Origin of the sequence: Flavobacterium collinsii, from assembly GCF_902804485.1 — a bacterium.
Classification (GTDB): domain Bacteria; phylum Bacteroidota; class Bacteroidia; order Flavobacteriales; family Flavobacteriaceae; genus Flavobacterium; species Flavobacterium collinsii.
This window is the reverse complement of sequence record NZ_CADCST010000077.1, coordinates 24,601-48,048: the sequence shown is the minus strand read 5'-3', so window position 1 is coordinate 48,048 and position 23,448 is coordinate 24,601. Positions and strand designations below refer to the sequence as shown.

At 37.7% G+C, this 23,448-nt stretch carries 27 protein-coding genes; 12 read left to right on the top strand and 15 right to left on the bottom strand.

What is annotated here, in order from left to right; translation table 11 throughout:
- Positions 1-2: 2 nt before the first annotated feature.
- From FLA105534_RS09015 to FLA105534_RS09005, 3 genes are read right to left on the bottom strand one after another with little or no spacing between them, the layout of a single operon-like run.
- Positions 3-2,555, bottom strand: coding sequence for a sacsin N-terminal ATP-binding-like domain-containing protein (locus FLA105534_RS09015; protein WP_173965777.1), 2,553 nt, complete (start codon positions 2,553-2,555; stop codon positions 3-5).
- Between the two features lie 9 nt (positions 2,556-2,564).
- Entirely contained in the window at positions 2,565-3,605 is a 1,041-nt protein-coding gene (locus tag FLA105534_RS09010; protein WP_173965776.1) for a nucleoid-associated protein, read from the bottom strand.
- Entirely contained in the window at positions 3,602-6,289 is a 2,688-nt protein-coding gene (locus FLA105534_RS09005; protein ID WP_173965774.1) for a hypothetical protein, read from the bottom strand. The genes FLA105534_RS09010 and FLA105534_RS09005 overlap by 4 nt, the downstream gene beginning before the upstream one ends.
- 230 nt (positions 6,290-6,519) lie before the next feature.
- On the opposite strand from FLA105534_RS09005, the gene FLA105534_RS09000 reads away from it, so the two are divergent.
- The 12 genes from FLA105534_RS09000 to FLA105534_RS08945 are packed head-to-tail and all read left to right on the top strand — an operon-like array spanning position 6,520 to position 15,992.
- Positions 6,520-6,825 (top strand): DUF4134 domain-containing protein, encoded by a 306-nt coding sequence (locus FLA105534_RS09000; protein ID WP_173965772.1) that lies wholly within the window; start codon positions 6,520-6,522, stop codon positions 6,823-6,825.
- Positions 6,825-7,166, top strand: coding sequence for a DUF4133 domain-containing protein (locus tag FLA105534_RS08995; protein ID WP_427401551.1), 342 nt, complete (start codon positions 6,825-6,827; stop codon positions 7,164-7,166). Before FLA105534_RS09000 ends, FLA105534_RS08995 begins: the two co-directional genes overlap by 1 nt.
- Positions 7,163-9,667 carry a TraG family conjugative transposon ATPase gene (locus FLA105534_RS08990; protein ID WP_173965768.1) on the top strand — a complete coding sequence of 835 codons (2,505 nt, stop codon included), beginning with the start codon at positions 7,163-7,165 and terminating at the stop codon, positions 9,665-9,667. Before FLA105534_RS08995 ends, FLA105534_RS08990 begins: the two co-directional genes overlap by 4 nt.
- Positions 9,668-9,693: 26 nt before the next feature.
- Positions 9,694-10,326: a DUF4141 domain-containing protein gene (locus FLA105534_RS08985; protein ID WP_173965767.1), complete on the top strand. Its 633-nt coding sequence runs from the start codon at positions 9,694-9,696 to the stop codon at positions 10,324-10,326.
- Between the two features lie 3 nt (positions 10,327-10,329).
- The gene (gene traJ, locus FLA105534_RS08980) at positions 10,330-11,325 is read left to right on the top strand and encodes a conjugative transposon protein TraJ (RefSeq protein WP_173965765.1); all 996 of its coding nucleotides are present in this window, start codon (positions 10,330-10,332) and stop codon (positions 11,323-11,325) included.
- 18 nt (positions 11,326-11,343) lie between these two features.
- Entirely contained in the window at positions 11,344-11,967 is a 624-nt protein-coding gene (gene traK, locus FLA105534_RS08975; protein ID WP_173965763.1) for a conjugative transposon protein TraK, read from the top strand.
- A 12-nt stretch (positions 11,968-11,979) separates the two neighbouring features.
- The gene (locus FLA105534_RS08970; RefSeq protein WP_173965759.1) at positions 11,980-12,408 is read left to right on the top strand and encodes a hypothetical protein; all 429 of its coding nucleotides are present in this window, start codon (positions 11,980-11,982) and stop codon (positions 12,406-12,408) included.
- Between the two features lie 18 nt (positions 12,409-12,426).
- Positions 12,427-12,714 carry a nitrogen regulatory IIA protein gene (locus FLA105534_RS08965; protein ID WP_173965757.1) on the top strand — a complete coding sequence of 96 codons (288 nt, stop codon included), beginning with the start codon at positions 12,427-12,429 and terminating at the stop codon, positions 12,712-12,714.
- Positions 12,701-14,035 (top strand): conjugative transposon protein TraM, encoded by a 1,335-nt coding sequence (traM, locus tag FLA105534_RS08960; protein WP_173965756.1) that lies wholly within the window; start codon positions 12,701-12,703, stop codon positions 14,033-14,035. Before FLA105534_RS08965 ends, traM begins: the two co-directional genes overlap by 14 nt.
- 23 nt (positions 14,036-14,058) lie before the next feature.
- Positions 14,059-14,952 (top strand): conjugative transposon protein TraN, encoded by an 894-nt coding sequence (gene traN / locus FLA105534_RS08955; RefSeq protein WP_173965754.1) that lies wholly within the window; start codon positions 14,059-14,061, stop codon positions 14,950-14,952.
- Positions 14,953-14,979: 27 nt separating this feature from the next.
- Entirely contained in the window at positions 14,980-15,540 is a 561-nt protein-coding gene (locus FLA105534_RS08950; RefSeq protein ID WP_173965752.1) for a conjugal transfer protein TraO, read from the top strand.
- Positions 15,541-15,551: 11 nt separating this feature from the next.
- Positions 15,552-15,992, top strand: a complete 441-nt coding sequence (locus FLA105534_RS08945) for a DUF3872 domain-containing protein (RefSeq protein WP_173965751.1) — start codon at positions 15,552-15,554, stop codon at positions 15,990-15,992.
- A 208-nt stretch (positions 15,993-16,200) separates the two neighbouring features.
- On the opposite strand, the gene FLA105534_RS23785 is transcribed toward FLA105534_RS08945, so the two are convergent.
- The 12 genes from FLA105534_RS23785 to FLA105534_RS08890 form a co-directional block, all read right to left on the bottom strand.
- Positions 16,201-16,407, bottom strand: coding sequence for a GDCCVxC domain-containing (seleno)protein (locus FLA105534_RS23785; RefSeq protein ID WP_246253202.1), 207 nt, complete (start codon positions 16,405-16,407; stop codon positions 16,201-16,203).
- A 1-nt stretch (position 16,408) separates the two neighbouring features.
- Positions 16,409-17,008 (bottom strand): mercuric transport protein MerTP, encoded by a 600-nt coding sequence (gene merTP / locus FLA105534_RS08940; RefSeq protein ID WP_173965749.1) that lies wholly within the window; start codon positions 17,006-17,008, stop codon positions 16,409-16,411.
- Positions 17,005-17,379 carry an ArsR/SmtB family transcription factor gene (locus tag FLA105534_RS08935; protein ID WP_173965747.1) on the bottom strand — a complete coding sequence of 125 codons (375 nt, stop codon included), beginning with the start codon at positions 17,377-17,379 and terminating at the stop codon, positions 17,005-17,007. Before FLA105534_RS08935 ends, merTP begins: the two co-directional genes overlap by 4 nt.
- A 296-nt stretch (positions 17,380-17,675) precedes the next feature.
- A complete protein-coding gene (locus FLA105534_RS08930; RefSeq protein ID WP_173965746.1) occupies positions 17,676-18,482 on the bottom strand; it encodes a PRTRC system ThiF family protein in 807 nt (268 codons plus the stop codon).
- Positions 18,482-19,207 carry a PRTRC system protein B gene (locus FLA105534_RS08925; RefSeq protein WP_173965744.1) on the bottom strand — a complete coding sequence of 242 codons (726 nt, stop codon included), beginning with the start codon at positions 19,205-19,207 and terminating at the stop codon, positions 18,482-18,484. The genes FLA105534_RS08930 and FLA105534_RS08925 overlap by 1 nt, the downstream gene beginning before the upstream one ends.
- Complete coding sequence (locus FLA105534_RS08920) at positions 19,204-20,379, bottom strand: hypothetical protein (RefSeq protein ID WP_173965742.1); 1,176 nt, start codon at positions 20,377-20,379, stop codon at positions 19,204-19,206. Before FLA105534_RS08920 ends, FLA105534_RS08925 begins: the two co-directional genes overlap by 4 nt.
- A gap of 16 nt (positions 20,380-20,395) precedes the next feature.
- Positions 20,396-20,614 (bottom strand): PRTRC system protein C, encoded by a 219-nt coding sequence (locus tag FLA105534_RS08915; protein ID WP_089478534.1) that lies wholly within the window; start codon positions 20,612-20,614, stop codon positions 20,396-20,398.
- 25 nt (positions 20,615-20,639) lie between these two features.
- Complete coding sequence (locus FLA105534_RS08910) at positions 20,640-21,239, bottom strand: PRTRC system protein E (protein ID WP_173965740.1); 600 nt, start codon at positions 21,237-21,239, stop codon at positions 20,640-20,642.
- A gap of 12 nt (positions 21,240-21,251) precedes the next feature.
- Entirely contained in the window at positions 21,252-21,446 is a 195-nt protein-coding gene (locus tag FLA105534_RS08905) for a hypothetical protein (protein WP_173965739.1), read from the bottom strand.
- Between the two features lie 12 nt (positions 21,447-21,458).
- Positions 21,459-21,656 carry a DNA-binding protein gene (locus FLA105534_RS08900; protein ID WP_173965737.1) on the bottom strand — a complete coding sequence of 66 codons (198 nt, stop codon included), beginning with the start codon at positions 21,654-21,656 and terminating at the stop codon, positions 21,459-21,461.
- 54 nt (positions 21,657-21,710) lie between these two features.
- Positions 21,711-22,784, bottom strand: coding sequence for a DUF932 domain-containing protein (locus tag FLA105534_RS08895; RefSeq protein ID WP_173965735.1), 1,074 nt, complete (start codon positions 22,782-22,784; stop codon positions 21,711-21,713).
- 35 nt (positions 22,785-22,819) lie between these two features.
- Complete coding sequence (locus FLA105534_RS08890) at positions 22,820-23,197, bottom strand: single-stranded DNA-binding protein (RefSeq protein WP_173965733.1); 378 nt, start codon at positions 23,195-23,197, stop codon at positions 22,820-22,822.
- Between the last annotated feature and the right edge of the window lie 251 nt (positions 23,198-23,448).

Here is a 23,448-nt window from a genome sequence, read left to right as displayed (position 1 = left end):
AACTAAACAGGGAATTTAACTATTTGAGCTTTCTTTAATAAATGTCCTAATGAAATCATTCTAGGTTTAATCCCATCATCTATCCATAATTCAGCAGGTTCATAATCTAAAATATCACGTTCCGAACCGTAATAAATTATTACCTCTCCGTTGTAAGCAGGTCTTGCAACTATGCTAATTGACTTTCCGTCTTTTATAATCCCAGCAAGAATAGTAGGCGCTGTAGTGTCGTCCAAATCAGTCAGATCATAGTCATTTAAGGTTTGTAGATATTCAATAATACTTTCTTTAGCTTTTTGTATTAAACTCTGTACATATACAAACATATCAGTGTTAGGTGTAGACTTATGAGAAAATAGTGAAGCTAAATCCTTATCCTTTATAGCATCTTCCCATTCTTCTAAGGAAGAAATTCCCATGTTCGCTAGTATTTCTTGTGTTATAGGTAATAATGAATCCCGAGAAGGTTGTGTAGTGCCATTATTATCTAAAAGCTCCCTTAGTTGCTGCAAATCATTTACATTATATTGTTTTAAGAGGGAATAAACCTCTTTTGCTTGTTCTATATTTTCAAATAAGCGTGGATTTTCCTCAATTGCCTCTGCTACTTTTGAAAGATGCGCTAAGTCTGTTTTGCTTCTCATTACTTTATACAGGCTATCCTTATCTTTAATAGTATTCATAAATAACTCCGCTCTTTTTCGGTATGTTTCTGAAAACAACTCTTTACCTTCATCTTGGTTATTATCAAACCATTCTGACAAGAGACTAATTGCTTTTATAAAATTTTGATTTTCAGGACTTATGTTCTTAAGTTTCTCATTAATCTTAGCTGCAATCTCACTTTTCTTTTTCACGTTATATCTTCCAAACTGCACATTGTGATGAAGTAAAATATCATTCCAGTCTTCCCCGAGAAGTTGTAAAATTTCTATTAATTGAGGATCATTTATCTTGTTGATAAAGAGTTGGCTGTTAATCAAAAAATCTCCATTCTCGTTTGGTATAATAGCGTTCTTTTCAAGCAAAGTGATATTGACTTCATCATTGATAATAAAACTTCCAACTTCATTTAGCCATTTAAAAGTTTGATCCTCATTATTTTCAAAAGACTCTGATAATTTACTTATTGATTTAAATTTTGCAATGTCTCCAACTAATTCAGCAAATGTAATTTTACTTATATCGTCCCAAATTATTTCAATCCAGTCATGCAAATTGTCTTTTTTGCAAACTACTTGAGGAAAAAGATCTGAGGTATATTGCCAAAGTTTTTCCTTAGTTTCTTTTTTATATGATTTTGAAGGAAACCAAAGTTCGTTCAGTTTACCATTAATTCCTCCTTCTAATTCAACAATTGACTTAGCAAGTAAAAATTTTCTCAAAGACGTTTGAATAACATTAGTATACCAATCAGAGTCGAAGTACTTTTCGTCAGTTGATGGCAGTTTTGTTTTTGCAATATTAAATACGTTTTTAAATGATTTGAGCTCAATGTTATTAATTAACTCTTTATATAGCACCAAAGCTTGTTTCAATAAGTCCTTATTTTCAATAACTTCGGGATCATTTTCTCCCATTAGCCAAATTCCATCTCTCTCTGTTTGAGGATTGAAGTCGAAACTATTAACTACTATGGGAAAATGAAAATTTTCCGTGCCAATTAATGGAAAATCGCAAAATAATTTTGGTACATCATTTAAACTTAAAATCTCAAAAACGTCTCCTTTTTTTCTTACGCGTACAGCAATAGATATCGTTCCATTTGTTGCATATAATAATCTTACTATTGTTACTTTGCCATTTTGAATTTTAGTTATTTTTTTGAAGCCATCGTCGATTTCTATTTCATTTTTGAATACAATTGACTCATCTCTTACATTGTCAATAATTTCTACTGAATATATTTCTGGAATAAATGATAAAACATATGGTATCAATGTAATAAATTCATCAACTCCAATCTGTGCTATGTCTTTTTGCTCGTCTGATTCTAAAGTATAAATAAATGAAGTATTGAATTCTTCTTCATAATATTCTTCAATTTCATTTTCTTCAGTAGAAGCATGAAATCCTTTCCAGGCATCTTCAATTTTAGGTATTAATACTGTGGTAGTTCTTCCGTTTCGATTTAGTGGGAAGCCAAACTTGAATAGGTCACCTCCACCGGTTTCAACTATACCTTTGATATAGACTTCTTTTGAAAGTAAGTGTGTAGTAAGGAATCCGGTACCAAATCTACCAGTTCGAGCACTAACTTCACCTTCATCAACTTCCTTTGAGGATATTTGGTTTATCAGTCCTCTAATATCTTTTTCGGTGAAATGATTGCCATTGTGCAAAAATTCAATTCGATCATGATCGTAAACAACCTGCACGGAAACTTTTCTACCAGTTTCTGCTACGCTGTCTTTTGCATTTTGCAATAGCTCCCATGCCCACCGTCCATGATTATTTTGTACAGTTTTTTCTAAATCATGAAGCCTTTTAATTATTTTGTCCGCAATAGATCTATTTCCATCTTCTTTACGCCCTTCCTCAATTGATTTAATCATAAATTTTAACTAATTTTCTTCTTCAAAATAAATTTTATAATATTTCCGTCCATCATTTTCAACCCCTTTTTCGATTAAATTTTTATTTCCGTGAATATAAACATGAAAGTTTTTATCGAGCTTTAAAACACTTTTAAAGACTCGCGACTGTTTTTTAACGGCTTGAGAAGATATTTCAAAATTGTCTGAAATATCAACATTTTTGTTCTCTCGATATTGTTCATCAAAATTCTTAAACGATTTTATCATTTCAGGATCATCAAAAACCTCTTCTACAAAGTTTTCTTTTTCAAATCTGTCATGAGATTTGAAATATTCAACTGAACGATTTAGTAAATCTATTTTATCTGCTTTACTTACTTCAAATTCTTCTGAAAGTTGTTTTGTTACAAAATCTTTTGTAATAGAAAGGAAATTTTTAGTAAAATGATATTCGTCTGCACTTGGTCGGATACTTAAAAAATCATCTTTCCAATAATGTGTATCATTTGACTTATTTGAATCAACAATACAAACTTTAAATCCATCTTCAGCTTGTTGGTTAAATATGATGCAACCTTTATCAAGTTTGCCAACATTTACTCCATTATCGTATTTGATTATATAATTATCTTTGATTGAATCAAATTTTAGAAATACGTCTTTAATTTCAGTTTTAAACAAACCTATTGCATTTGTTTCAATTCCATCTAAATAAATATTTTCAAACAAGCAAATTGTAAATTCTCCTCCATTTACTTTTGGATGTGTAGAACTTTCATACAAATGTTTTGATAGTTCTACAGAATTTTCATAGAAGGAATCAGTATTTGAAAATACTCTGCCTATTAATGTATAGACACCATTCAGTGCTAACTCGGTTGGATTAGAAAAATTGAATTTTTCATTATCAGTGAATGAAGAGAGAAAATACTTTAACAAATATTTTTTGGTATCTCCTTCACTTAAATTTACTTCTCCTGATGAAATCCTTATTCCTTCATCTCTCAATTTGTTTCCAACAAAATGAGTCGCGATGTTTTGTAATTTAACTCCTGTAAAATCAATCATTTTATTATATTAAATAATTTTAGTTTTTCAAGTTTAAGATTCTCAATTTCTTTTCCTAATTCCTTTTCAAGGTTTTCAATACTTGATAGGGATTTTACGGAATTTGTTTTTATGAGATAGGGAGCAGACTTAAATACTCCATCAAATTCTGGTTTGTTTTTTAGTGCATTTGAAAAATTGAAAGTAACCTTATACAGTCCATTTTTTATGTTTAAAAAATTGAATTTGTAAAGAACTTTCATTTCCTCTAAAAAAATAGAGCCTTTTGCATTCTGCTCACTTAATTCTGTTAGGGTTTGCAATCCTTTTCCCTCAAAATTTATAACCAAATCTTTATCCACTTTATCACGATAGAGTTCAGGGATTTCTGTATTTTCATCGAACTTGAATTTTATCGATTGAATATCGGCTTCGTGAAACATCATAGAAGAAGATATATTACTAAAGCTAAGTAAGAAATTTACCCTTTCTGTATTTGAGCTAAAATTCTTGAACATTACTTTGATTTTTTCTTCTTCAATAAAATCTATTCTTTTAAATTCTTCTTCAACAAGTTTTACTAGGCGGTTTACAATATACTTGTCTGCTCTACTGATAGTGTTTTCAGTTACCACAACCAATTGGTTGCCATTTTTCTTAATTACAACTTCTGCTTTTCCTGGCTTAGTATTAACTAACAAACTGCTTGTTGGATCCTTTGTTTCCGTTATCAATGTTAATTTATATTCATCTTTAGCAGGACTAGCTTCAAATATAATATTGTCTGAATTAATGATTTTTACATCTAGACCATCAGTCAGATTATCGGTATTTATTTTTATTTTTCTAAATACAGATTCTAATGTTTCATCTTGTTTAATATTGAAAAAGGTAGGGGAACTATTTACAACTTTTCCTTTAACATCAATGTACGATTTAAAATCCTCAAGTTCTTTTGGGCTAAAAAGCAAAGTACACATTAATTCTGTTAGCTTTTTGATTTCTGCATTTTTTGTAAAAATACCCTTTTTTGCAAGAAAGAATTTAATATCGTTTGCTGTTATTGCATCTGTTTTTAGAAAAGGTTTTATAATATCTCCATAAGGAAGTATATTGACAAAAGCTTCGTTTAAGTGTTGAGAGTTAACTAAAGATGGCTGATTATCTTCCTCGTATGTTTCATTTTTAGGGGTAATTACCTTTGTGCTTGATAATGAATCCAATGCTTCTGCATCAATGCTATGGTATTTTTGGATTGTAACCTTCTCATCCAACAACTCTTCATTAAAAGAACGAATAATTTCAAGAGCCTCGTTTTTATCTTCTGCTTCATTATAATCTGGAAAATAAAGAAGATATTCATTCCCATACCCACTAGTAAGACTTATAGTTAGCCAAATAAGTTTTTTTAATGCTTCTGGAGAATATGGGTCGGAGCAAAAAAGAAGAAAACTTATTTTTGATTTACTTTCCTTAGTGATAGGAATTACAGAAGAATTTATAAATTGAGGAGGAAGTTTTAAGCCTCTTTCTCCAATATACTTTGGACTCTGATTGGCCTCAGTAATAGGATATGCAAACTTAACCGGAACATCCGCTCTGTAATTTTTTGCAGTTGTTATACTGCTAATCAAAAAGTTTGCTTTGTTGTTATCAATTAATAAATAGGTTATATTTTCATTTAGTAAGTTTCGTTTGTAGTTTCCTTTGGTATAATGAATAAAATCAGTAGAAACTTCGCTATTGTCTGTTGAGAGCCAAAATAAAAGACTATAAACGTCAGTAGATTCATATCGCTTTAACGGAATTTTCTTTTTTTCTTCCAAATCTGAATATATAATATCTGTATCATTAATATATTGAGCTATTTCAGTCTTAGATGAATCAGGATATTTAAGTGAGTGAAGAGACGAAATCATTACCAAATCTCCTGATTCTTCTTTTAGTTTACTTTCAAAATCTCCTATAAAATTTACAGAATGTATTTCATTTTCTTCCGTTTTTTCATTGAAACGTTCTACTATGTGATTCTCTCCAAACTGATGCCAACCAATAAGTTCTAATATTTTCTTCACGATTCTGTGATTAATAGGAATATTTTGATTTTCAAATGGTGGTGCTAATGAAGCAAATGGGTTTGTGTCAAGTTGATTTTCGACCGCACTAATCCATTCTAAAAGTTTTGTATCAAAATTCGCTCTTGATATTTCTTTTCCAATGATAGAACTTGTGCCAAATTCTAAGGTTAACGCTTTCACGATAAGCTCTCTAACTTGTGATGAAATCTTAGGTTTGTTTTTGTCTTCGTAGTATTTATCTATCTTAGTTGATGCTTGGTCAATTAAAACTTGTGTGTTTAAAGGTTTAATTTCTCCGACTTTTACTTTACCGATATCTTCTGCTTCTGAGAGTTTTACGTCAACATTTCCAATAACAATTAATTCATAATTTGAAGCATCTGGTGAATGAGTTTCAAGTTCTTCACACCATTTTTTTGCAGCAGAATGTCGAATTATGTTCTGAGAAGATTTTACTTGACATAGTTTTTCGGTATTATTGGAATATTTCCACCTAATATCTACCTTTTCTGATTCGTCTAATGGCTCAAGAGTTACTGATGTCCATAAATTATCCTTTTCAAGTGCGTCTAATACACAAATAATTGTCTGTATTAAATAACCTCTTATTCCTGCATTACCTCCCATATTTTACTTGTGTATTACTACTTTATAAGGTTCATTTTTGTTTTAATTACTCAATTTGAAATCAAATCTCATAAGATAGCTAATATAAAAAAATTCTTGTTATAACAGCTATTTACTGCCAAATAATTCCGTTGACAACCAGTTCACTATAGCGTCTTCATTTCCAAGACACCTTTGTTTCTAAAGCCCGCAACCTGAGGGAAATAACAAAAATTTAAAGTGTTTTAATCATGGAAAAACAAAGAAAAAAAATCCTGTTGGCAACAGTGGCAATGCTGACAGGTTTAAGTGCGCTCGCACAAGGCAACGGCACAGCCGGTATCAACGAAGCCACCCAAATGGTAACCTCTTATTTCGATCCCGCCACACAGCTGATCTACGCCATTGGAGCGGTGGTAGGTCTTATCGGAGGGGTTAAGGTGTACAACAAATTTAGCAGTGGAGATCCCGATACCAGCAAAACTGCGGCAAGCTGGTTTGGTGCGTGTATCTTCCTGATTGTGGCCGCTACCATTTTGCGATCTTTCTTCCTTTAATGCCTTGCCTTATGAATTACAACATCAACAAAGGCATTGGGAGAACTGTAGAGTTTAAGGGGCTGAAAGCACAATACCTATTCATCTTCGCTGGTGGACTACTCGGAACACTTATCCTGGTTATGATATTTTATATGGCTGGAGTGAATTCCTACATCTGCCTTTTTCTAGGAATTGGCGGCGCCTCACTGATCGTATGGCAGACTTTCTCTCTGAACAAAAAGTATGGAGAGCACGGACTAATGAAAATTGGGGCAAATAAAAGACATCCCCGTTACATTATCTGTCGCAAGTCTATACACCGCTATTTAAGGTTCACTCCTAAAGGGAACACTGTATGAGAAATTCAGCAAAGATCACAACACTAGAGAGCAGGTTTCCATTGCTGGCAGTAGAGAACAATTGTATCCTGTCAAAGGATGCAGATATTACTGCCTGTTTTAAAGTACAGCTTCCGGAACTATTCACAGTAGCATCCGCCGAATATGAAGCTATCCATTCTGCCTGGCATAAAGCGATCAAGACTCTGCCAGATTTTACCATTGTTCACAAGCAGGATTGGTACATCAAAGAAAGCTACGAGCCGGATATGGGAAAAGACGACCACAGTTTTCTGGCAAAGTCTTATGAACGCCATTTTAACGAACGTCCCTTCCTGAACCATTATTGTTACCTGTTCCTGACCAAGACGACTAAAGAGCGTATGCGTATGCAGAGCAACTTCTCTTCATTATGCAAAGGTGCACTGATACCAAAAGAAATCAGGGACAAGGAAGCAATCCATCGTTTTATGGAAGCGGTTGCACAATTTGAACGAATCGTTAACGACAGCGGATTTATAAGCCTGCAGCGCCTCACGGAAGAAGATATAATCGGAGCCGAAGGAAAACAAGGATTACTGGAACAGTATCTGACATTGTCAAGAGAGGTCGGAACTCCGATGCAGGACATCGCACTTGGGGGAGAAGAGGTTCGTATAGGCAATAAAAGGCTTTGCCTGCACACGCTTTCCGATACGGAAGATCTGCCTGCAGCGGTATCGACCCATACCCGTTATGAAAAACTATCCACCGACCGTAGCGACTGCCGGCTTTCATTTGCTGCACCTGTTGGACTGTTGCTAAGCTGTAATCATATCTACAATCAGTATTTGTTTTTGGATAACAGCGAAGACAACCTGCAAAAGTTTGAGAAAGCCGCAAGAAACATGCACTCACTGGCCCGTTACAGCCGTGCCAATCAGATTAACAAAGAATGGATAGAACGTTATTTGAACGAAGCCCATTCTTTCGGGTTGTCTTCAATTAGGGCACACTTCAACATCATGGCGTGGTCAGATGATCCCGGTGAACTTAAGCAGATAAAGAATGACAGCGGAAGTGCTCTGGCACTAATGGAATGCAAACCACGCCATAACACGACAGATGTTGCTACACTATATTGGGCGGGAATGCCGGGCAATGCTGGGGATTTTCCAAGTGAAGAAAGTTTTTACACATTCATTGAACCGGCTTTGTGTTTTTTCACCGAAGAAACCAATTATCATAATTCACCATCGCCTTTCGGTATTAAGATGGCAGACAGGCTTACCGGAAAACCCATCCATCTGGATATTTCCGACCTGCCTATGAAACGTGGGATTATCACCAACAGGAACAAGTTCATATTGGGCCCGTCAGGTTCAGGAAAATCATTTTTTACCAACCACATGGTGCGTCAATATTATGAGCAGGGCGCACATGTCCTGCTGGTTGACACCGGTAACTCTTATCAGGGTTTGTGCGAACTTATCAAGGGGAAGACCAAAGGAGAAGACGGGGTTTATTTCACTTATACCGAAGACAATCCCATTGCCTTTAATCCTTTCTATACCGATGATGGCGTATTCGACATTGAAAAGAGAGAAAGCGTAAAGACATTAATACTAACGCTGTGGAAACGTGATGACGAGCCGCCGAGCCGTTCTGAAGAAGTGGCATTATCCAATGCAGTGAGCGGATATATTGAGCGTATCAAACACAATGAGATCTATCCGTCTTTTAATGGCTTCTATGAATATGTTCAGAGCGATTACCGTAAGATATTGGAAGAAAAACAGGTCAGGGAAAAGGACTTTGATATTGCCAATTTCCTGAATGTACTGGAACCTTATTACAAAGGAGGAGAGTACGATTACCTGCTGAACTCCGATAAACAGTTAGACCTGCTTTCCAAACGATTTATTGTCTTTGAGATTGATGCGATCAAAGATCACAAAATCCTCTTTCCCATTGTGACCATTATCATTATGGAAGTCTTCATAAATAAGATGAGGAGACTCAAAGGCATCCGTAAACTGATCCTGATTGAAGAGGCGTGGAAAGCCATTGCCAAAGAAGGAATGGCAGAATATCTGAAGTACCTTTTTAAAACTGTTAGGAAATTTTTTGGCGAAGCAATCGTAGTAACACAAGAGGTTGATGACATCATCCAATCACCAATCGTCAAAGAAAGTATCATCAACAACTCCGATTGTAAAATCCTGCTTGACCAGCGGAAGTACATGAACAAATTTGATGAAATACAAGCAATGCTTGGTCTCACTGACAAAGAAAAAGCACAGGTACTTTCCATTAACATGAACAACGATCCGGCGCGGCTTTACAAAGAAGTATGGATAGGCTTGGGTGGTACACACTCTGCGGTATATGCGACAGAAGTCTCTGTTGAAGAATATTTGGCCTACACCACCGAAGAAACTGAAAAACTGGAAGTAATGCAGCTTGCCGGAGAATTGGACGGTAATGTAGAGCTTGCCATCAAGCACATCGCCATGAGGCGACGCGCGAAAGAAAATCAATAATCACTAACAATTTAAAAATCTAAAAAATGAAAAAATTACTATTTGTAGTGAGTATGGCACTCTTGCTTGCCACTGCACCCTGTGCAAAAGCACAATTTGTGGTCACTGATCCTGCAAATCTGGCTTCAGGTATTCTTAACAGTGCCAATGAAATTGTACAGACTTCAAACACAGTATCCAATGTCGTTAAAAATTTCAAGGAAGTAGAAAAGGTCTATAAGCAGGGCAAAGAATATTACGACAAACTGCAGGCGGTAAACAATCTGGTGAAAGATGCACGCAAGGTACAGCAGACTGTACTATTGGTTGGCGATGTTTCTCAGATGTATGTAAAGAATTTTGGTAAGATGATAAATGATCCCAATTTTTCTGCTCAGGAATTGGCAGCTATTGCCAATGGCTATTCGACGCTGCTTGGTGAAAGCACAGAATTACTGAAAGAACTCAAGCAGATTGTAAGCTCATCAAGCCTGTCGCTGAATGACAAAGACCGAATGGATATTATTGACCGCGTGTACAAAGAAGTGAAAGAATACCACAGTTTAGTACGCTACTACACCAACAAAAATATCTCGGTAAGCATACTAAGGGCAAAGAAGCAGAACAATACAAAAAGAGTACTTGACCTCTATGGAACCCCAAATCAAAAATACTGGTAAGCGATGGAATTTAATAATCTTCACGAAGTCCTGCGTTCCCTGTATGATGAGATGCTGCCATTGTCCGCCGATATGGCGGCAGTGGCTAAAGGACTGGCTGGCTTGGGAGCCTTGTTTTATGTAGCCACCAAGGTATGGCAGGCTCTCAGCCGGGCAGAACCGATTGATATGTATCCTTTGCTGCGTCCTTTTGCACTTGGACTCTGCATCATGTTTTTCCCCACAATAGTCCTGGGAACTTTAAATGCGGTATTAAGTCCCGTTGTACAAGGTACTCACGCTATCCTCGAAAATCAGGTTCTTGACCTGAACGATCTACAGGCAAAGAAAGACATGTTGGAGCGTGAGGCAATGCTCCGCGATCCTGAAACTGCCTATATGGTATCAAACGAAGAGTTTGATAAGAAATTGGACGAATTGGGATGGTCGCCTTCTGACATAGGAACAATGGCAGGAATGTATATGGATAGACAAACCTACGAGATAGAGAAAGCAATAAAGGAATGGTTCCGCAATTTGCTGGAAATACTTTTTCAGGCAGCAGCTTTGGTCATTGATACCATACGGACTTTCTTTCTGATTGTACTGTCAATTTTAGGCCCGATAGCTTTTGCCATATCGGTATGGGATGGCTTTCAGTCTACGCTCACACAGTGGCTCACCCGATATGTCAGCGTGTATTTATGGCTTCCTGTAGCTGATTTGTTCAGTTCTATGCTTGCCAAGATACAGTCGCTGATTGTTGAACGGGATATTGAGATGCTTGCCGATCCTACTTTCATCCCCGACACCTCCAACACCGTGTACATCATCTTTATGATTATAGGCATCGTGGGGTACTTCACTATTCCGACAGTCACAGGCTGGATCATTCAGGCTGGTGGAGCAGGGAACTTTACCCGAAATGTTAACCAGACAGCCATGAAATCCGGAAATATTGCCGGCGCAGGAGCAGGTTCAACAGTAGGGAATATAGGCGGCAGGCTGATAAACAAGTAATCATTAATCATTAATAAAATGGAATTTAAAACACTAAGAAATATCGAAAACAGTTTCAGGCAGATAAGATTATATGCCATTGTGTTTGCTTTACTCTGCACCGGAGTTGCAGGATATGCCGTCTGGCAGTCCTACCGTTTTGCAGAGCAGCAACGTCAGAAAATCTATGTTCTGGACAATGGGAAATCACTGATGCTCGCGCTCGCACAGGATGCGTCGATCAACCGTCCGGTAGAAGCAAGGGAACATGTAAAGCGTTTTCACGAACTTTTTTTTACACTTGCACCAGACAAGAATGCCATTGAAAGTAATATGAAAAGGGCGTTTAATCTCGCAGATAAAAGTGCCTTTGATTATTACAAAGACCTCTCTGAAAAAGGATATTATAACCGTATCATATCAGGTAATGTACAGCAGCGTATTGAAGTGGACAGCGTAATGGTCAATTTCGAAACTTATCCCTATGCAGTGCGCAGTTATGCCAAACAATTTATCATCCGTTCCAGTAATGTGACAAAACGCAATCTGGTTACGTCCTGTTTCCTTGTCAACTCTGTCCGCTCGGACAATAACCCTCAAGGCTTTAATATTGAAAAGTTTGCAGTACTAGAGAATAGGGATATAGAAGTCATCGAGCGTTAAAAAAATAATCTTATGGAAACATTATTAGAATTAAACAGCTTCGCAAAAATCCTGACTGACAAAGGATATAACGAGTATTTCCATACGCAGGGTGCTTATGCAGGAAAGCTGAAAGAAAGCTTAAGCGAATTCTTTGAAAGCTGCCAAAAAGGTACAGATAGTCTGCCTAAGCATGATTTACTGCTGACAAGCTACCTGCAATGGTCAGGTGATGAGAGGCCTCGTATAGAATGTGCAATGTGGGTGAAACACCTTAATGGAGAACTCTCGCTAAGCCGAATGGAAATAATAAAAAAAGACCAATTCGGGCAGATACTAAAAAAAATCGAACTGAAAGACCTTTCTGTAATATCCGCACCAAAGTTAACCGAAGCAATTGCAATGGTCAATGATAAGCCAAAGCAACAGACAGGTCAAAGTCCGAAGCGCTTCAAGCTATAACACAGAAATAACAAGGCTATGAAAAAAATAAGAACCAATATAAACAAGTGGTTTGACAGGCTTGAGGAAAGCTGGCAGGCATTGCCTTTATATAAACAGCAGAGGTATACACTTTATTTTTTTGGAGCATATCTGCTGCTTACCGCAGGGGTAATTTTTAAAGTATGTTATGATACAGCAAGCTCAGAGCATAGCATGAACATTGAGCATATTAAAAATCCAGTGCTCAAAAAGAAAGAAAGTCCCGCACGCTTGCAGGACACATTAGTAACAATTTTAAAAGACAAGATTTATGAAAGAAGATGAAAAAAGAGCCGTCGTCCTGTTAGAAGGAGACGGACAAAGCAAAGTGTCCAAGGAGACCGATGATAAAAGAAGTACCATTGAAAGATTTAAAAAACCACTGATATTCGTTTTAATGGGGATCGTGTTTTTAGGTTCTATGTACCTCATATTTAAACCGTCTTCGGATAAAAAGGGAATCGAAAATATAGGAATGAACGATACTGTTCCACAGGCGACGGAAGAAGGAATGCAGGCTGACAAGCAAAAGGCTTACGAGAAGCAAATGATGGAAGAAAAAGTGCAGCAAAAGCGTGATGCCCTTACTACTCTGGCTGATTATTGGAACGAAGGAAGCACAACTGGCGAAGGGGAAGAGCGACTAAATAATGACGAGGAACAAAATCAAAACAATAGCGATGGCAACAGGTCAGAAAAACCCGCTAATCCGGCATTAAACAGTTATCGAAATGCACAAAGTACACTGGGTTCTTTCTATCAGGATGATAATGGTGAATCACAGGAACTCCGTAAGCAATTGGAAGAACTAAAAGGAAAACTGGCAGAAAAGGAAATACCTGCCGCAGTAACGGTAAATGACCAGTTGGCACTCATGGAGAAATCCTATCAGATGGCTGCAAAGTATCTTCCTTCAGGTACAAATACTGCTGAAACTGCAAGCAATAAGGTTAATGCACCTGTGGTTTTGGATGCTTCGCCGAAAAAACATTTTGCAGCATTCACCAGTGCAAGAAAAAATACGGTATCATCTTTATACCGTGAGCCTGCTGATAGTGCTTTTATAGCCGACTGGAGCGAAATCAGAAACCGTAGTTTTAACACAGAAGGTTCGGCGGAGAAGGTGATACAGCCAAAGAACAGCATTAAAGCCTGTGTACAGGAAACACAGACTATTATTTGGGAAAGCAGTGTACGACTTCGTTTATTGGAGCCTGCCCAAACGGGTAATATTACCATTGAAAAGGGAACAATCCTAACCGCTAATGCAAAGCTTCAGGGCGGACGTCTGGAGTTAAAGATTACTTCCATAGAACAGCAAGGAAACATCATCCCAGTAGACATCACCATTTATGACCTTGATGGACAGCAGGGATTATACGTACCGTATTCTCCGGAAATGAATGCCCTTAGCGAAATGGCAGGGAACATGAGCCAGACATCCGGAACAAGCCTGATGCTTACCCAATCTGCAGGACAACAGGCAGCGGCTGATTTAAGCCGTGGCGTAGTTCAGGGAATTTCAGGTTATTTCTCCAAAAAAGTAAGGACACCAAAAGTTACCCTAAAAGCAGGACATCAAGTATTCCTTGTTTCTAAAAAATAATAATAACTCAAATAAACTAAACAATGAAAAATCATTTTAAAACCTTTTGGGCAATTGCCCTAATGATTGGCTTTGCGGTATCTTCTTTTGCACAGCAAAGCGCAAAAACTTCCCTTGCTTTGGGCAGGATAGAACCATACCAAATGGAAGTTACTTATGATAAAACCTCCCATTTGATTTTCCCAACAGCTATACGCTATGTGGATTTGGGCAGTGAATACCTGATCGCAGGGAAGGCAGAAGATGCGGAGAACGTACTTCGTGTAAAGGCTTCAGCAAGGGATTTTGAACAGGAAACCAATTTTTCGGTCATTACCGATGACGGACACTTTTACAGTTTTGATGTGTACTACAATTCCAACCCTCAGACGCTCAGCTATAACCTGCTGACGATGCAAAAGACAGTGGATAAAGATACAGGAAACGATGTGCTTTTTGAAGAACTGGGCAATACTGCACCTTCGCTGGCAGGGTTACTGCTGGAAACCATCTACAAAAAAGATAAACGCATTATAAAACACATTGGCGCTAAAAGTTTTGGCATCCAGTTTATACTCAAAGGAATTTATATCCATAATGGCAATTACTATTTCCATACCCAGCTAACAAACAGTACTAATGTTCCTTTCCAGATTGATTTTATCAATTTCAAGGTAGTGGACAAAAAGATTGCAAAACGTACCGTGATACAGGAAAGGTCAATAGTACCACTTCGCAGCTACAAATCACTTGGTGAGATTGGAGGAAAAACTGCCGAACAGAACGTGTTTTTGTTAGATCAGTTTACCATTGCCGATGACAAGGTGCTTCTGATTGAGATTTTTGAAAAGAACGGTGGCAGGCATCAAACCATGCAGGTAGAAAATTCTGATTTGATAAAAGCCCGATTGGTTGGCGAAATGCATCTGAAATTTTAGTAACGTAATAAAAACAACAGTAGAAAAATGAAAAAGTATATCTATATAACGATGCTCGTTTTGATGAGCACTACAATCGCGCAGGCACAACGCATGCTGTCGAAACAAAAGGGACTGGAATTGAGTGCGGGAAGCTTTTCGGGTGATTATCCCGGCAGGAACTATTACCTCAATATTGGCATGACAGTAAATGGCAAGAATGGTAATTACCAGCTTTGGGCTTTGGAATATTCCCATCAGTATTATAAATACAAAGACCTGCGAATCCCACAGGAAACCTATACTGCCGAAGGCGGTTACAGTTTCTTCCTTTTAGGTGATGCTGGTAAAAATATTACCCTGAATGCAGCTATAACTGGTGTCATTGGTTATGAGAGCATTAACAGGGGAGAGGATTTATTATTTGACGGAGCTAAAATACTCAGCCAGGACCACTTCATTTATGGTGCTGGTGGGAGGCTGTCTATTGAAACATATTTGTCCGACCGATTTGTTCTGTTATTGCAGATACGTACAAAAGTTCTGTGGGGCACAGATCTGGAACAGTTCCGACCATCGGCAGGAGCAGGAATAAGATTTAATTTTTAAAATATAAAATCATGATAATATTTTTAAATAAATTTACACTAGGATTACTTCCCGTATTTGTGGCAGTCCTGCTAAGTTGCATTACTTTGGTATCTTGCAATACAGACGAACTGGAATTACAGAATGATTTTCCTTTTGAAGTGAAAATAATGCCGGTTCCCTCAGCTATTGCAAAGGGGAATGCAGTAGAGATGAGGATTTCAATAGAGCGAAGCGGTAATTATTCAGGCACGCAATATTTTATCCGTTATTTTCAGTTTGAAGGTCAGGGAACTTTATGTTATTATGGTGAAATGCCATACCTTCCAAACGATTTGTATTCTTTGCCGAAGGAACAATTCAGGTTGTATTATACTTCGAATTCGACCGTTTCCCAATCCTTTGAAGTATGGATTTCGGATAATTTCGGGAACGAAAAGCAATTGAGTTTTGAGTTTAACAGCACCGATTAGTTGTCAGATGTAGGTATAAGTTTGCATTATAAAAATTCACATTTAATTACACCCCGAAGTTCATCTTCGGGGTGTTTTGTTTTGCTATTATATTACAAATTGCTAACGGAATAATTGTGTAACTTCACAAACGGTCGTATCTTAGTTATGATTTGCCCCTTATTGCAATATGATAAATTAGATAATAATTAGAAATAGATTTCTTTATTTAACAGCATTTTACATCTTGTTGAATTGGCGGACACTTGACACTTCCGAAACTGCAAAACACACAACAGTCACCTTGTAGGGGGGTTAATACAGTCTTGCACTTTTCACACTCGTAAAAATATTGACAAGCATTTGTCGGCATCGTTTCTTCTTTTTTGCTCCCGCAATTAGGACAGGTAATTATTGATTGTAATATGAGTTCCATTTTATTTTTCTTTTTTTTCAGTTATGGTATATCCTGTTGCATTAATCGCCTTTTCAATTTCGGTAATGTTCGTTTTTGAATTGTCAAATTCTACGATTGCATTTTTTTTCTCGTATGAAGTAGTTGCTTTGATTATTCCAGATAGTTTACTCACTTCATGGTTTACGTGTTCTTCACAACTTGTGCAAGTCATTCCGCTAATACCAAACTCAATGATTTTGGTATTAGAGTTATTAATTGCAACTGTTTGTTTCTGTGCTTCAGGATAAAAAATATGTGCATAGGAAGGAAAAGCAAGCATCAGTCCGGCAAAAACAGTAACAATAGCCAGAAAGGTTTTGCTTTGAATAAATGTCTGTTTTTTCTCTACATCACAATTGCAATCTATTTGTTTTTTTGGTTTTATTTTTTGATACCAGGCAAAACCGAGAACCAAAATAGTCAAACCTATAAAGTAGGGTCTTGCAGGCTCTAGCCAGGAAAAAGACGAGGCAACTCCACTTGTACCTGCAATTAGAGCTAGTATAGGAGTAATGCAACAAATCGAGGCTGCGATTGCCGTCATAATCCCAGTACCCAAAAGTTTATTTTCTATTTTCATATCGTTTCTGTGATTTTATCTTTATTAAGCATATTGAAAATTAATTTGAGCATTTCTTCATGCTCTTTTGTCAGGGAATAAAAGATTGTTTGAGCTTGTCTCTCAGTTTCTATTAAGTTCCTATCTTTAAGCTTTCTCAAATGTTGTGAAATTGCCGAGATTGTCATTCCCAGTATGTCACTAAGGTCACAAACACAAAGTTTTTTCTCCGTGTATATCAGAAATAGTATTTTCAACCTTACATTGTTACCAACCAATTCTAGTCCATTTGATAGATAATCAAATGAGTCATCCATTTTCAATATTTTGGTTTTACAACGACCAATCTGTTTGCTATCTGCTTGTTGGCGGATACAAGAAATATTTTCCATTATGCAAATTTATTGATATTTTCTTATTTAAGCAAATGCTTAAATAAGATTATGTGTTTTTGCAACAAAAAATTTGGAATGTAATATAGAATCTTTTCCTTGGTCCCTTGTAAGGAAAGAAAAGAAGTCCTCTAAAATAACACAAGGGATACTGCATATCCCTTATAAAATTTTCGCAGTCTGTTTGATAAAATGGCGCATTGTGCATTTTTATTAAAATGACTGCACCGCTTAAACGCAAAAAGACTGTCCCGACCATTTTGGGAGGGAGTGTCTTTTTGCCGCCCGATTTTGGATCAGGCGACTTTTAGGGGTTGTGACTGAAAATTTCCAAGATTAAGGAAAAATCCCCTGTACTCGGTCATGCCATAACGGAACAAACTCCACAACAGCGAACATCCCATTTGTGCCAAGGCAGAATTGATAAATAATTCCTGTTTTTCCAAGGCTTCTGCTAAGGAACAGCTTGGTGTGTCGTCCTGTTCTTCGGATTGTAGTAGCAATTCCCCAAATTCTTCGGTAACAAATGGCAGGCTTGCCACCGTTTCATACTTTTCAGAATTGGGTTGCTTAATTTCTCCAATAGTGGATAATATGACCTGTCCTGTATGTTGGCTGTTTCCAAAGTCTAACCAATATTTAGGTGTATCTCTATGATTTCTGCGGTTGCATAATTCTTTAAGTATTTCAGCAACGCCAAACCTCGCCTGTACATTGTCCACACAAGTAATATAGATAGTTGCAAGTGCATTTTGGGGCAGTCTTCCTAAACTATCTTTCTCAAATTTCACCGTTTCCGCTTTCCAATAAGTTCCCATAAAACGATTTGCCCGATTAATAAGGGCAACGGATTTAAATAAGCTAACCTCGCACTCGGCAAAACGCTGTCTGCCCAAATTGGCAGTCGTGATAACATCGTCATCCCAAAGGCGAACGGATAATCCTGCGTGTCCAAGTTCAATCAGGCTGTGGTTCATTTCCATTAAGGCGGTCAGTACTTTTGAACCCGTGCCTCCTGCACCGATTACATTTACAGTGATAGGGTTAGTCGGATTTATGAGGTAGTTATCCGTAAAATGTATTTTTGTTTTCTCGGTATTCATCACAATAGATTTTTAAGGGTTTTGTTATTTTTTTTCAGTACCTCTTTAGGAAAGGACTTATCTGAATTGATTAGGTCTTTCCAAAGGTTTACACAATTGCCATTTATTGGGCTGTTTCTTCCCAATAAATGGCTGAAATAGGAATTAAAAAAGTAGTCTTCCCAACCGTTGGTAAATTCCTCAACCGAAGCCGAGTTTTTAATATTGATATTGACCGAACCCATACATACTTTCCCATCTTCATAGATGTTGAAAAATGGTGCGCAATACAAAGGCGTTTTTTCTGTCGGTCGTCGGTCGCTTGCCAATGCAAATACCGTAAGACTATTTTTGTTGGCATACCAAATCATTGGCGGTGCATAAGCCATTCCGTTGGGTATTTCCAAACTGTTCACAAAATACATTTGTCGTCTTTGTGCTTTGGTGTACCACAATACCGAACTTTTATCTGCATTATGATTTATCTGCAATATGTTTGTCGGCAGTATTCCATTGGATTTTAAAAAGGCTTTGTCCTTATCCTTTTCTGTTACCAATGCCCTTGCCAATACTTTTGCTTCCCATTCTGTGAGTGGGTGGGCATTAATAGGATTACCGTTCTTGTCCATATCGAAATGCTCCACATATACATCGCTGTTCGCTCCTCTGGTTTCATAGAAAACAAGTGCGGATTTAGGATGGTACAGGGTACCAAAGCTTTTTGTTATATCGGTTGTATTTTTCATTTTCTTGTGGTTTTGTAGTTATAAAGCAAACTGCACATATCGTCCAAAAGCGCAAATAATCCGTTCTCAAAATCAAGGCTTTTTTTCGTTACCTCTTTTTTGTCAAAACGTTTGCAGATGGTCGGTTCCTGCATTTCTGCGTACTCGTTAAACTCATTGTTGATGCTCTCGGCAAGGTTCTCGTACAGCCATCCTTTTGTGTGCGATATAAAGGAAATATACTTTTCCATACCAATGGTTTCATTGTCGTCGTCGTCATTATCAGGGTCTTGTTCCCGCATTGGTGCATTTCGGAAAATGCTTGCGTTCGGATATTCCGTAAACAGCGCAAAGGCATTAGAAGCTGTCAGCCAACATTCATGGTCGAATGCATCACGTCTTTTAAAAGTGTTTAAACGCTGTCCGAATACCTGCAAGCTCATAGGGTTAAAAATCTTTTGCTCGATACAATCTCCAATAAATTCCGATTTTTCAAACTCAAGTTTACACGCTTCGTTTTCTTCAGTTTCATCGTCCTGCTCCACCCATTCTTTGTGCATTTCATACATCCAATACAGGTAACTGTTTTCCTGTCTGAAATAAGGAACATCTGCAATGTGATATAGGTAAGAGCAAACAGAAATAAGCAGTTGGGCATTTCTTTTGCGCTTGGGATCGTGTAACATTTGATACAGCGGTTCAATCGGTATATAATACAGGGTTGTACTTGTGTTGTATTTTTCCTCACTGATGAAATACGTTTTATTACTGTCCTGTACCAAACGTATTTCCTGCCAATTCAGAACACTTTGCTTTAGCTTTTTTTCCATATCCCATATAGTTAATGCCATATTGTAAGGATATTCAAATTGGTTGGTCTGCATTGGTTCTATCTTGTAATGCCCTGCAAGTTTGGAAAGGGACTTATAAAAATCCTTTTCTGTTTTTACTGTTTCTGTGCAAGCCTGTACAGTTTGCGTTTCTTTCAGTCTCGGCAGGAATGAAGTCTTTAGAAAACCATTGGCAACATTTCCACAGGCACTGACCTGCGTTTGTCTTTTTGAATCTCGCTCGCATCTTTGGATTTTTGCATCCATTGGGCGAACTCGCTGAGCTGTTTGTACAACTGCCTTTGTTGTTTTTGTTCGGGCGGTTTTATTGTTCCCGATATGATATGTTTGTGCATAGTCCATTGCTTTAAATTTTGATTTAACCTTTTGTGCCCATTACGCTCTCAAATCGGTATTCTACTGCATCATCCTTGATGGCGGGTGCAGATATTTTGGCGGTTGTCAAAATGGGATACCTGTTGGCGTAAAAATTTAGTACTGCTTCCACGCTCCAACGTGGTTCGGGATCGGTCAATATAATATCGTGTCCTTTATCTTTGAGTATAAACACTCTTTCCAATTGCGTTGCTAATAACATGATGATGAATTTTAAGTTATTACATTTAGTTTTCCTGTGCAGTTTCTGTTTGGTAGTCGGCAGTAACTTCTTCCGCTTTTGCGGGTTCGGGTTTTTCTTCCTCGATAGCTCCGAAAAGACTTGGCGCAGAAAACTTGTCGGATAGTTCTCTTTTGCGTTTGCGTATCTCGTCAGCCTTTTCAGGGAACTCTGTTATTTCGGGTACTTTTACCCACGCTTCACGGAATTTGCCCTCTTTCTCCAATTCATCTGCCTTTGCCATTGCGTCTTTGAACTTCTTGTCTTTGGCTTCCAGTTCTTTCTTCTGCCTGTCAACTTTGTCCTTTTCCATTGCAGACTGTTTTTTGGTTTCTTCCAACTGCTTCATAAAGCTTTCCATATTGACCATTAAGCCTGAAGCTGTTTCTATGGGTGTGGTTATGTTCTCGAAAAAACCGTTGTCGAGTTCCTCTGCTGTTCCCCGAAGATTAAGCGGTGGTATGATGTTCTTTGCGTTATCTCCGCACTGTTCGTTTTGGAGCATAACCGATACGATTAGGTTGTTTTCTGCTCCTTTTGCTATGGTGAGTTGCAAATCACCTATAATCTGCAACTGTGCTATCTGATTGAAAAAATTTGCGTTCATCGTTCTAAAATTTTATTTGTCGTCTAATTGTTTTTTAATTGCTCTAAGTTTCTCGTACATATCTGTCCAATACGCTTTTTGCCTTTTATCAAACTCGGAGAAACGTTTGTCCTCGTGGCGGTATTTCTTGTACTGTCCTGCCATTTTAATGGCTTCTTTAAGGTTGGTCACCTCAATAGGGCAACCGTTTAAATCTGTTATCTTCATCACTTTATCAGTTCAGTTTTCAGCGGTATAAACTCCGTTTTCGTAATAGCCTGTAAGCTGTTCCCAAGTCCTTAAAAGGCTATTGGTATCTATATAGAAATACTCGGTTCTATTGCAGTAAATGATATATACAGCTTCGTCTTTGTATTTCGTTTCAAGGCTTTGTGATTTAGCCATACTTTTAGCTTCGTCTATTGATTTTGCTTTCATATCAGTTATTGTTATAGTAGGCTACCACCGATTAAGGCGGTAGCCTATGGTTATCTAATTAAGGTTTAGGATTTCTGCACCGTCTAAGGCAAAGCCTGTACACAAGTCAAATGCTTTTTGTGATTTGAGTTGAGCAGTACCGCCCAAAACAATGCTCTGTAACTTGGCTTCATCATCTTTGTATTTGCGTACATTCTGATAGTAGCCTGTAACAGCGTTATATGCTCCGAACAATGTGCCTTTGGTAGTGTCCATCTGCTGTGTGTCGCTTGTCATAGCATACGCAAAGGCATCCTCAACGGTATTTTTGAATATGGTGGAAATTTCATCTTCTGCACCTTTTTTTAGTAAATCGAAAGTTTCTTTATTTGGACAAAGTGCCAATTGGATTAGCTTTCTCACTTCCTTGTCTGTTACCTTTACTTTTGCCCATTCATTGAAAATATTCTCTAACTGGATGCTCAAGGAGTTCGCTAAACCCATAATCTTGTGAGCGTTCTCAATACGCTGTTTTGCTCCCGATGTGTGTTTGATACGCACTACATTTGTCATATTTCGCAATGAAGCATTAAGGGTGTTTTGGCATACGATACGGATAGGCGTAAAAGCGGCTGTGATACTTCCGCTACCATCGTGCGAAGTGGTCAGGAAAATGTATTTTTCGGTTACATCATCGCCATTTCCAACTCGGATATAGTCAGGTAGTTTGGCTGTAATAAATATGCGTTCCCCGTTGCCCAACGCTCCTGCAGTTTCATAGAGTATTCCCTCTCCACCGCCTACAATGGCATCAAAGAAACTGAATGCTTCACGGTTCTGCACGATATGATAGTCTTTACCGACCACACCCAATACTGCATTGTTATCGGTGCGTATATTGGCAAAATAGTTAGGGACTTCCAATTCGTTACTGCCTATCTCGATACTGTCAGCCGTTTGAATAATGCTCGAACCTTTGGTAAATAGCGGACTTTTAACGACTTCGTAATCTAACCCTGCAAATTTGATAGCTTCCTCGCTTGTTGGGTATTGCTCTACAATTTGCCCAAGTCCGTGCCACGCTTTTTCCTTTACACTAAAGAATGAATAGCGTCCTGTTTCGCTGTTAAAATTGATATTATGTGCCATGATTTTAAAATTTTAAATTATTTAGATGCTCGTTGTTAAAATGGTAGGTCGTCCTTTGTATCGTCATTATTGTTTCCTGTAGGAGCCTGTACCGCTTCGGCTTTTTTACCGCTCCCGTGCAGTTTGATTTGCGAGGTGTTGAAGTTCAGTCCTGCGTGCGGTTGACCGTCACTTCCTGTCCACGCTCTTGCGCTCACTTTGCCTGTCAGTTCTACCACCGTACCTTTTGTGAGTATCTGCGCTACTTTTGGACTAAGCCAGTAGGCGCAATCGAAATACGTTGTCTGCTCTATGCGTTCGCCCACTTTGTTTTTGTAGCTGTCGTTGATGGCTACCGAAAAATTTACTACTGTTTTGCTGTTCGACACGTTGCGTACCTGCGCATCCGCTGTCACTCTTCCTGTGATGTTCATAATTTCTACGATTTTTAGTGATTAATTTTTTTTGAAATTTTATTCGGCAATGAGAGGAGGTGCTGTTTTGTTTCATCAAATCCATTTTTAATATTTTACTTTTCATTGCTGACATTTTTTTTATTCGTCTAAAGAGCCGGAGTATGCTATGTTTCGTTTCGGGAGCATAAAAAGGTTAGTGTCTAGCAATAGCAAGGCTTTGACAAAAAATACAACCCGGATGGGTGGAGATTTTTTGTCAAACCTGAAGG

Coding starts and splice junctions, on each gene's coding strand:
- FLA105534_RS09015 (WP_173965777.1), bottom strand. CDS start 2,555: ATGATTAAATCAATTGAGGAAGGGCGTAAAGAAGATGGAAATAGATCT.
- FLA105534_RS09010 (WP_173965776.1), bottom strand. CDS start 3,605: ATGATTGATTTTACAGGAGTTAAATTACAAAACATCGCGACTCATTTT.
- FLA105534_RS09005 (WP_173965774.1), bottom strand. CDS start 6,289: ATGGGAGGTAATGCAGGAATAAGAGGTTATTTAATACAGACAATTATT.
- FLA105534_RS09000 (WP_173965772.1), top strand. CDS start 6,520: ATGGAAAAACAAAGAAAAAAAATCCTGTTGGCAACAGTGGCAATGCTG.
- FLA105534_RS08995 (WP_427401551.1), top strand. CDS start 6,825: ATGCCTTGCCTTATGAATTACAACATCAACAAAGGCATTGGGAGAACT.
- FLA105534_RS08990 (WP_173965768.1), top strand. CDS start 7,163: ATGAGAAATTCAGCAAAGATCACAACACTAGAGAGCAGGTTTCCATTG.
- FLA105534_RS08985 (WP_173965767.1), top strand. CDS start 9,694: ATGAAAAAATTACTATTTGTAGTGAGTATGGCACTCTTGCTTGCCACT.
- traJ (WP_173965765.1), top strand. CDS start 10,330: ATGGAATTTAATAATCTTCACGAAGTCCTGCGTTCCCTGTATGATGAG.
- traK (WP_173965763.1), top strand. CDS start 11,344: ATGGAATTTAAAACACTAAGAAATATCGAAAACAGTTTCAGGCAGATA.
- FLA105534_RS08970 (WP_173965759.1), top strand. CDS start 11,980: ATGGAAACATTATTAGAATTAAACAGCTTCGCAAAAATCCTGACTGAC.
- FLA105534_RS08965 (WP_173965757.1), top strand. CDS start 12,427: ATGAAAAAAATAAGAACCAATATAAACAAGTGGTTTGACAGGCTTGAG.
- traM (WP_173965756.1), top strand. CDS start 12,701: ATGAAAGAAGATGAAAAAAGAGCCGTCGTCCTGTTAGAAGGAGACGGA.
- traN (WP_173965754.1), top strand. CDS start 14,059: ATGAAAAATCATTTTAAAACCTTTTGGGCAATTGCCCTAATGATTGGC.
- FLA105534_RS08950 (WP_173965752.1), top strand. CDS start 14,980: ATGAAAAAGTATATCTATATAACGATGCTCGTTTTGATGAGCACTACA.
- FLA105534_RS08945 (WP_173965751.1), top strand. CDS start 15,552: ATGATAATATTTTTAAATAAATTTACACTAGGATTACTTCCCGTATTT.
- FLA105534_RS23785 (WP_246253202.1), bottom strand. CDS start 16,407: ATGGAACTCATATTACAATCAATAATTACCTGTCCTAATTGCGGGAGC.
- merTP (WP_173965749.1), bottom strand. CDS start 17,008: ATGAAAATAGAAAATAAACTTTTGGGTACTGGGATTATGACGGCAATC.
- FLA105534_RS08935 (WP_173965747.1), bottom strand. CDS start 17,379: ATGGAAAATATTTCTTGTATCCGCCAACAAGCAGATAGCAAACAGATT.
- FLA105534_RS08930 (WP_173965746.1), bottom strand. CDS start 18,482: ATGAATACCGAGAAAACAAAAATACATTTTACGGATAACTACCTCATA.
- FLA105534_RS08925 (WP_173965744.1), bottom strand. CDS start 19,207: ATGAAAAATACAACCGATATAACAAAAAGCTTTGGTACCCTGTACCAT.
- FLA105534_RS08920 (WP_173965742.1), bottom strand. CDS start 20,379: ATGGACTATGCACAAACATATCATATCGGGAACAATAAAACCGCCCGA.
- FLA105534_RS08915 (WP_089478534.1), bottom strand. CDS start 20,614: ATGTTATTAGCAACGCAATTGGAAAGAGTGTTTATACTCAAAGATAAA.
- FLA105534_RS08910 (WP_173965740.1), bottom strand. CDS start 21,239: ATGAACGCAAATTTTTTCAATCAGATAGCACAGTTGCAGATTATAGGT.
- FLA105534_RS08905 (WP_173965739.1), bottom strand. CDS start 21,446: ATGAAGATAACAGATTTAAACGGTTGCCCTATTGAGGTGACCAACCTT.
- FLA105534_RS08900 (WP_173965737.1), bottom strand. CDS start 21,656: ATGAAAGCAAAATCAATAGACGAAGCTAAAAGTATGGCTAAATCACAA.
- FLA105534_RS08895 (WP_173965735.1), bottom strand. CDS start 22,784: ATGGCACATAATATCAATTTTAACAGCGAAACAGGACGCTATTCATTC.
- FLA105534_RS08890 (WP_173965733.1), bottom strand. CDS start 23,197: ATGAACATCACAGGAAGAGTGACAGCGGATGCGCAGGTACGCAACGTG.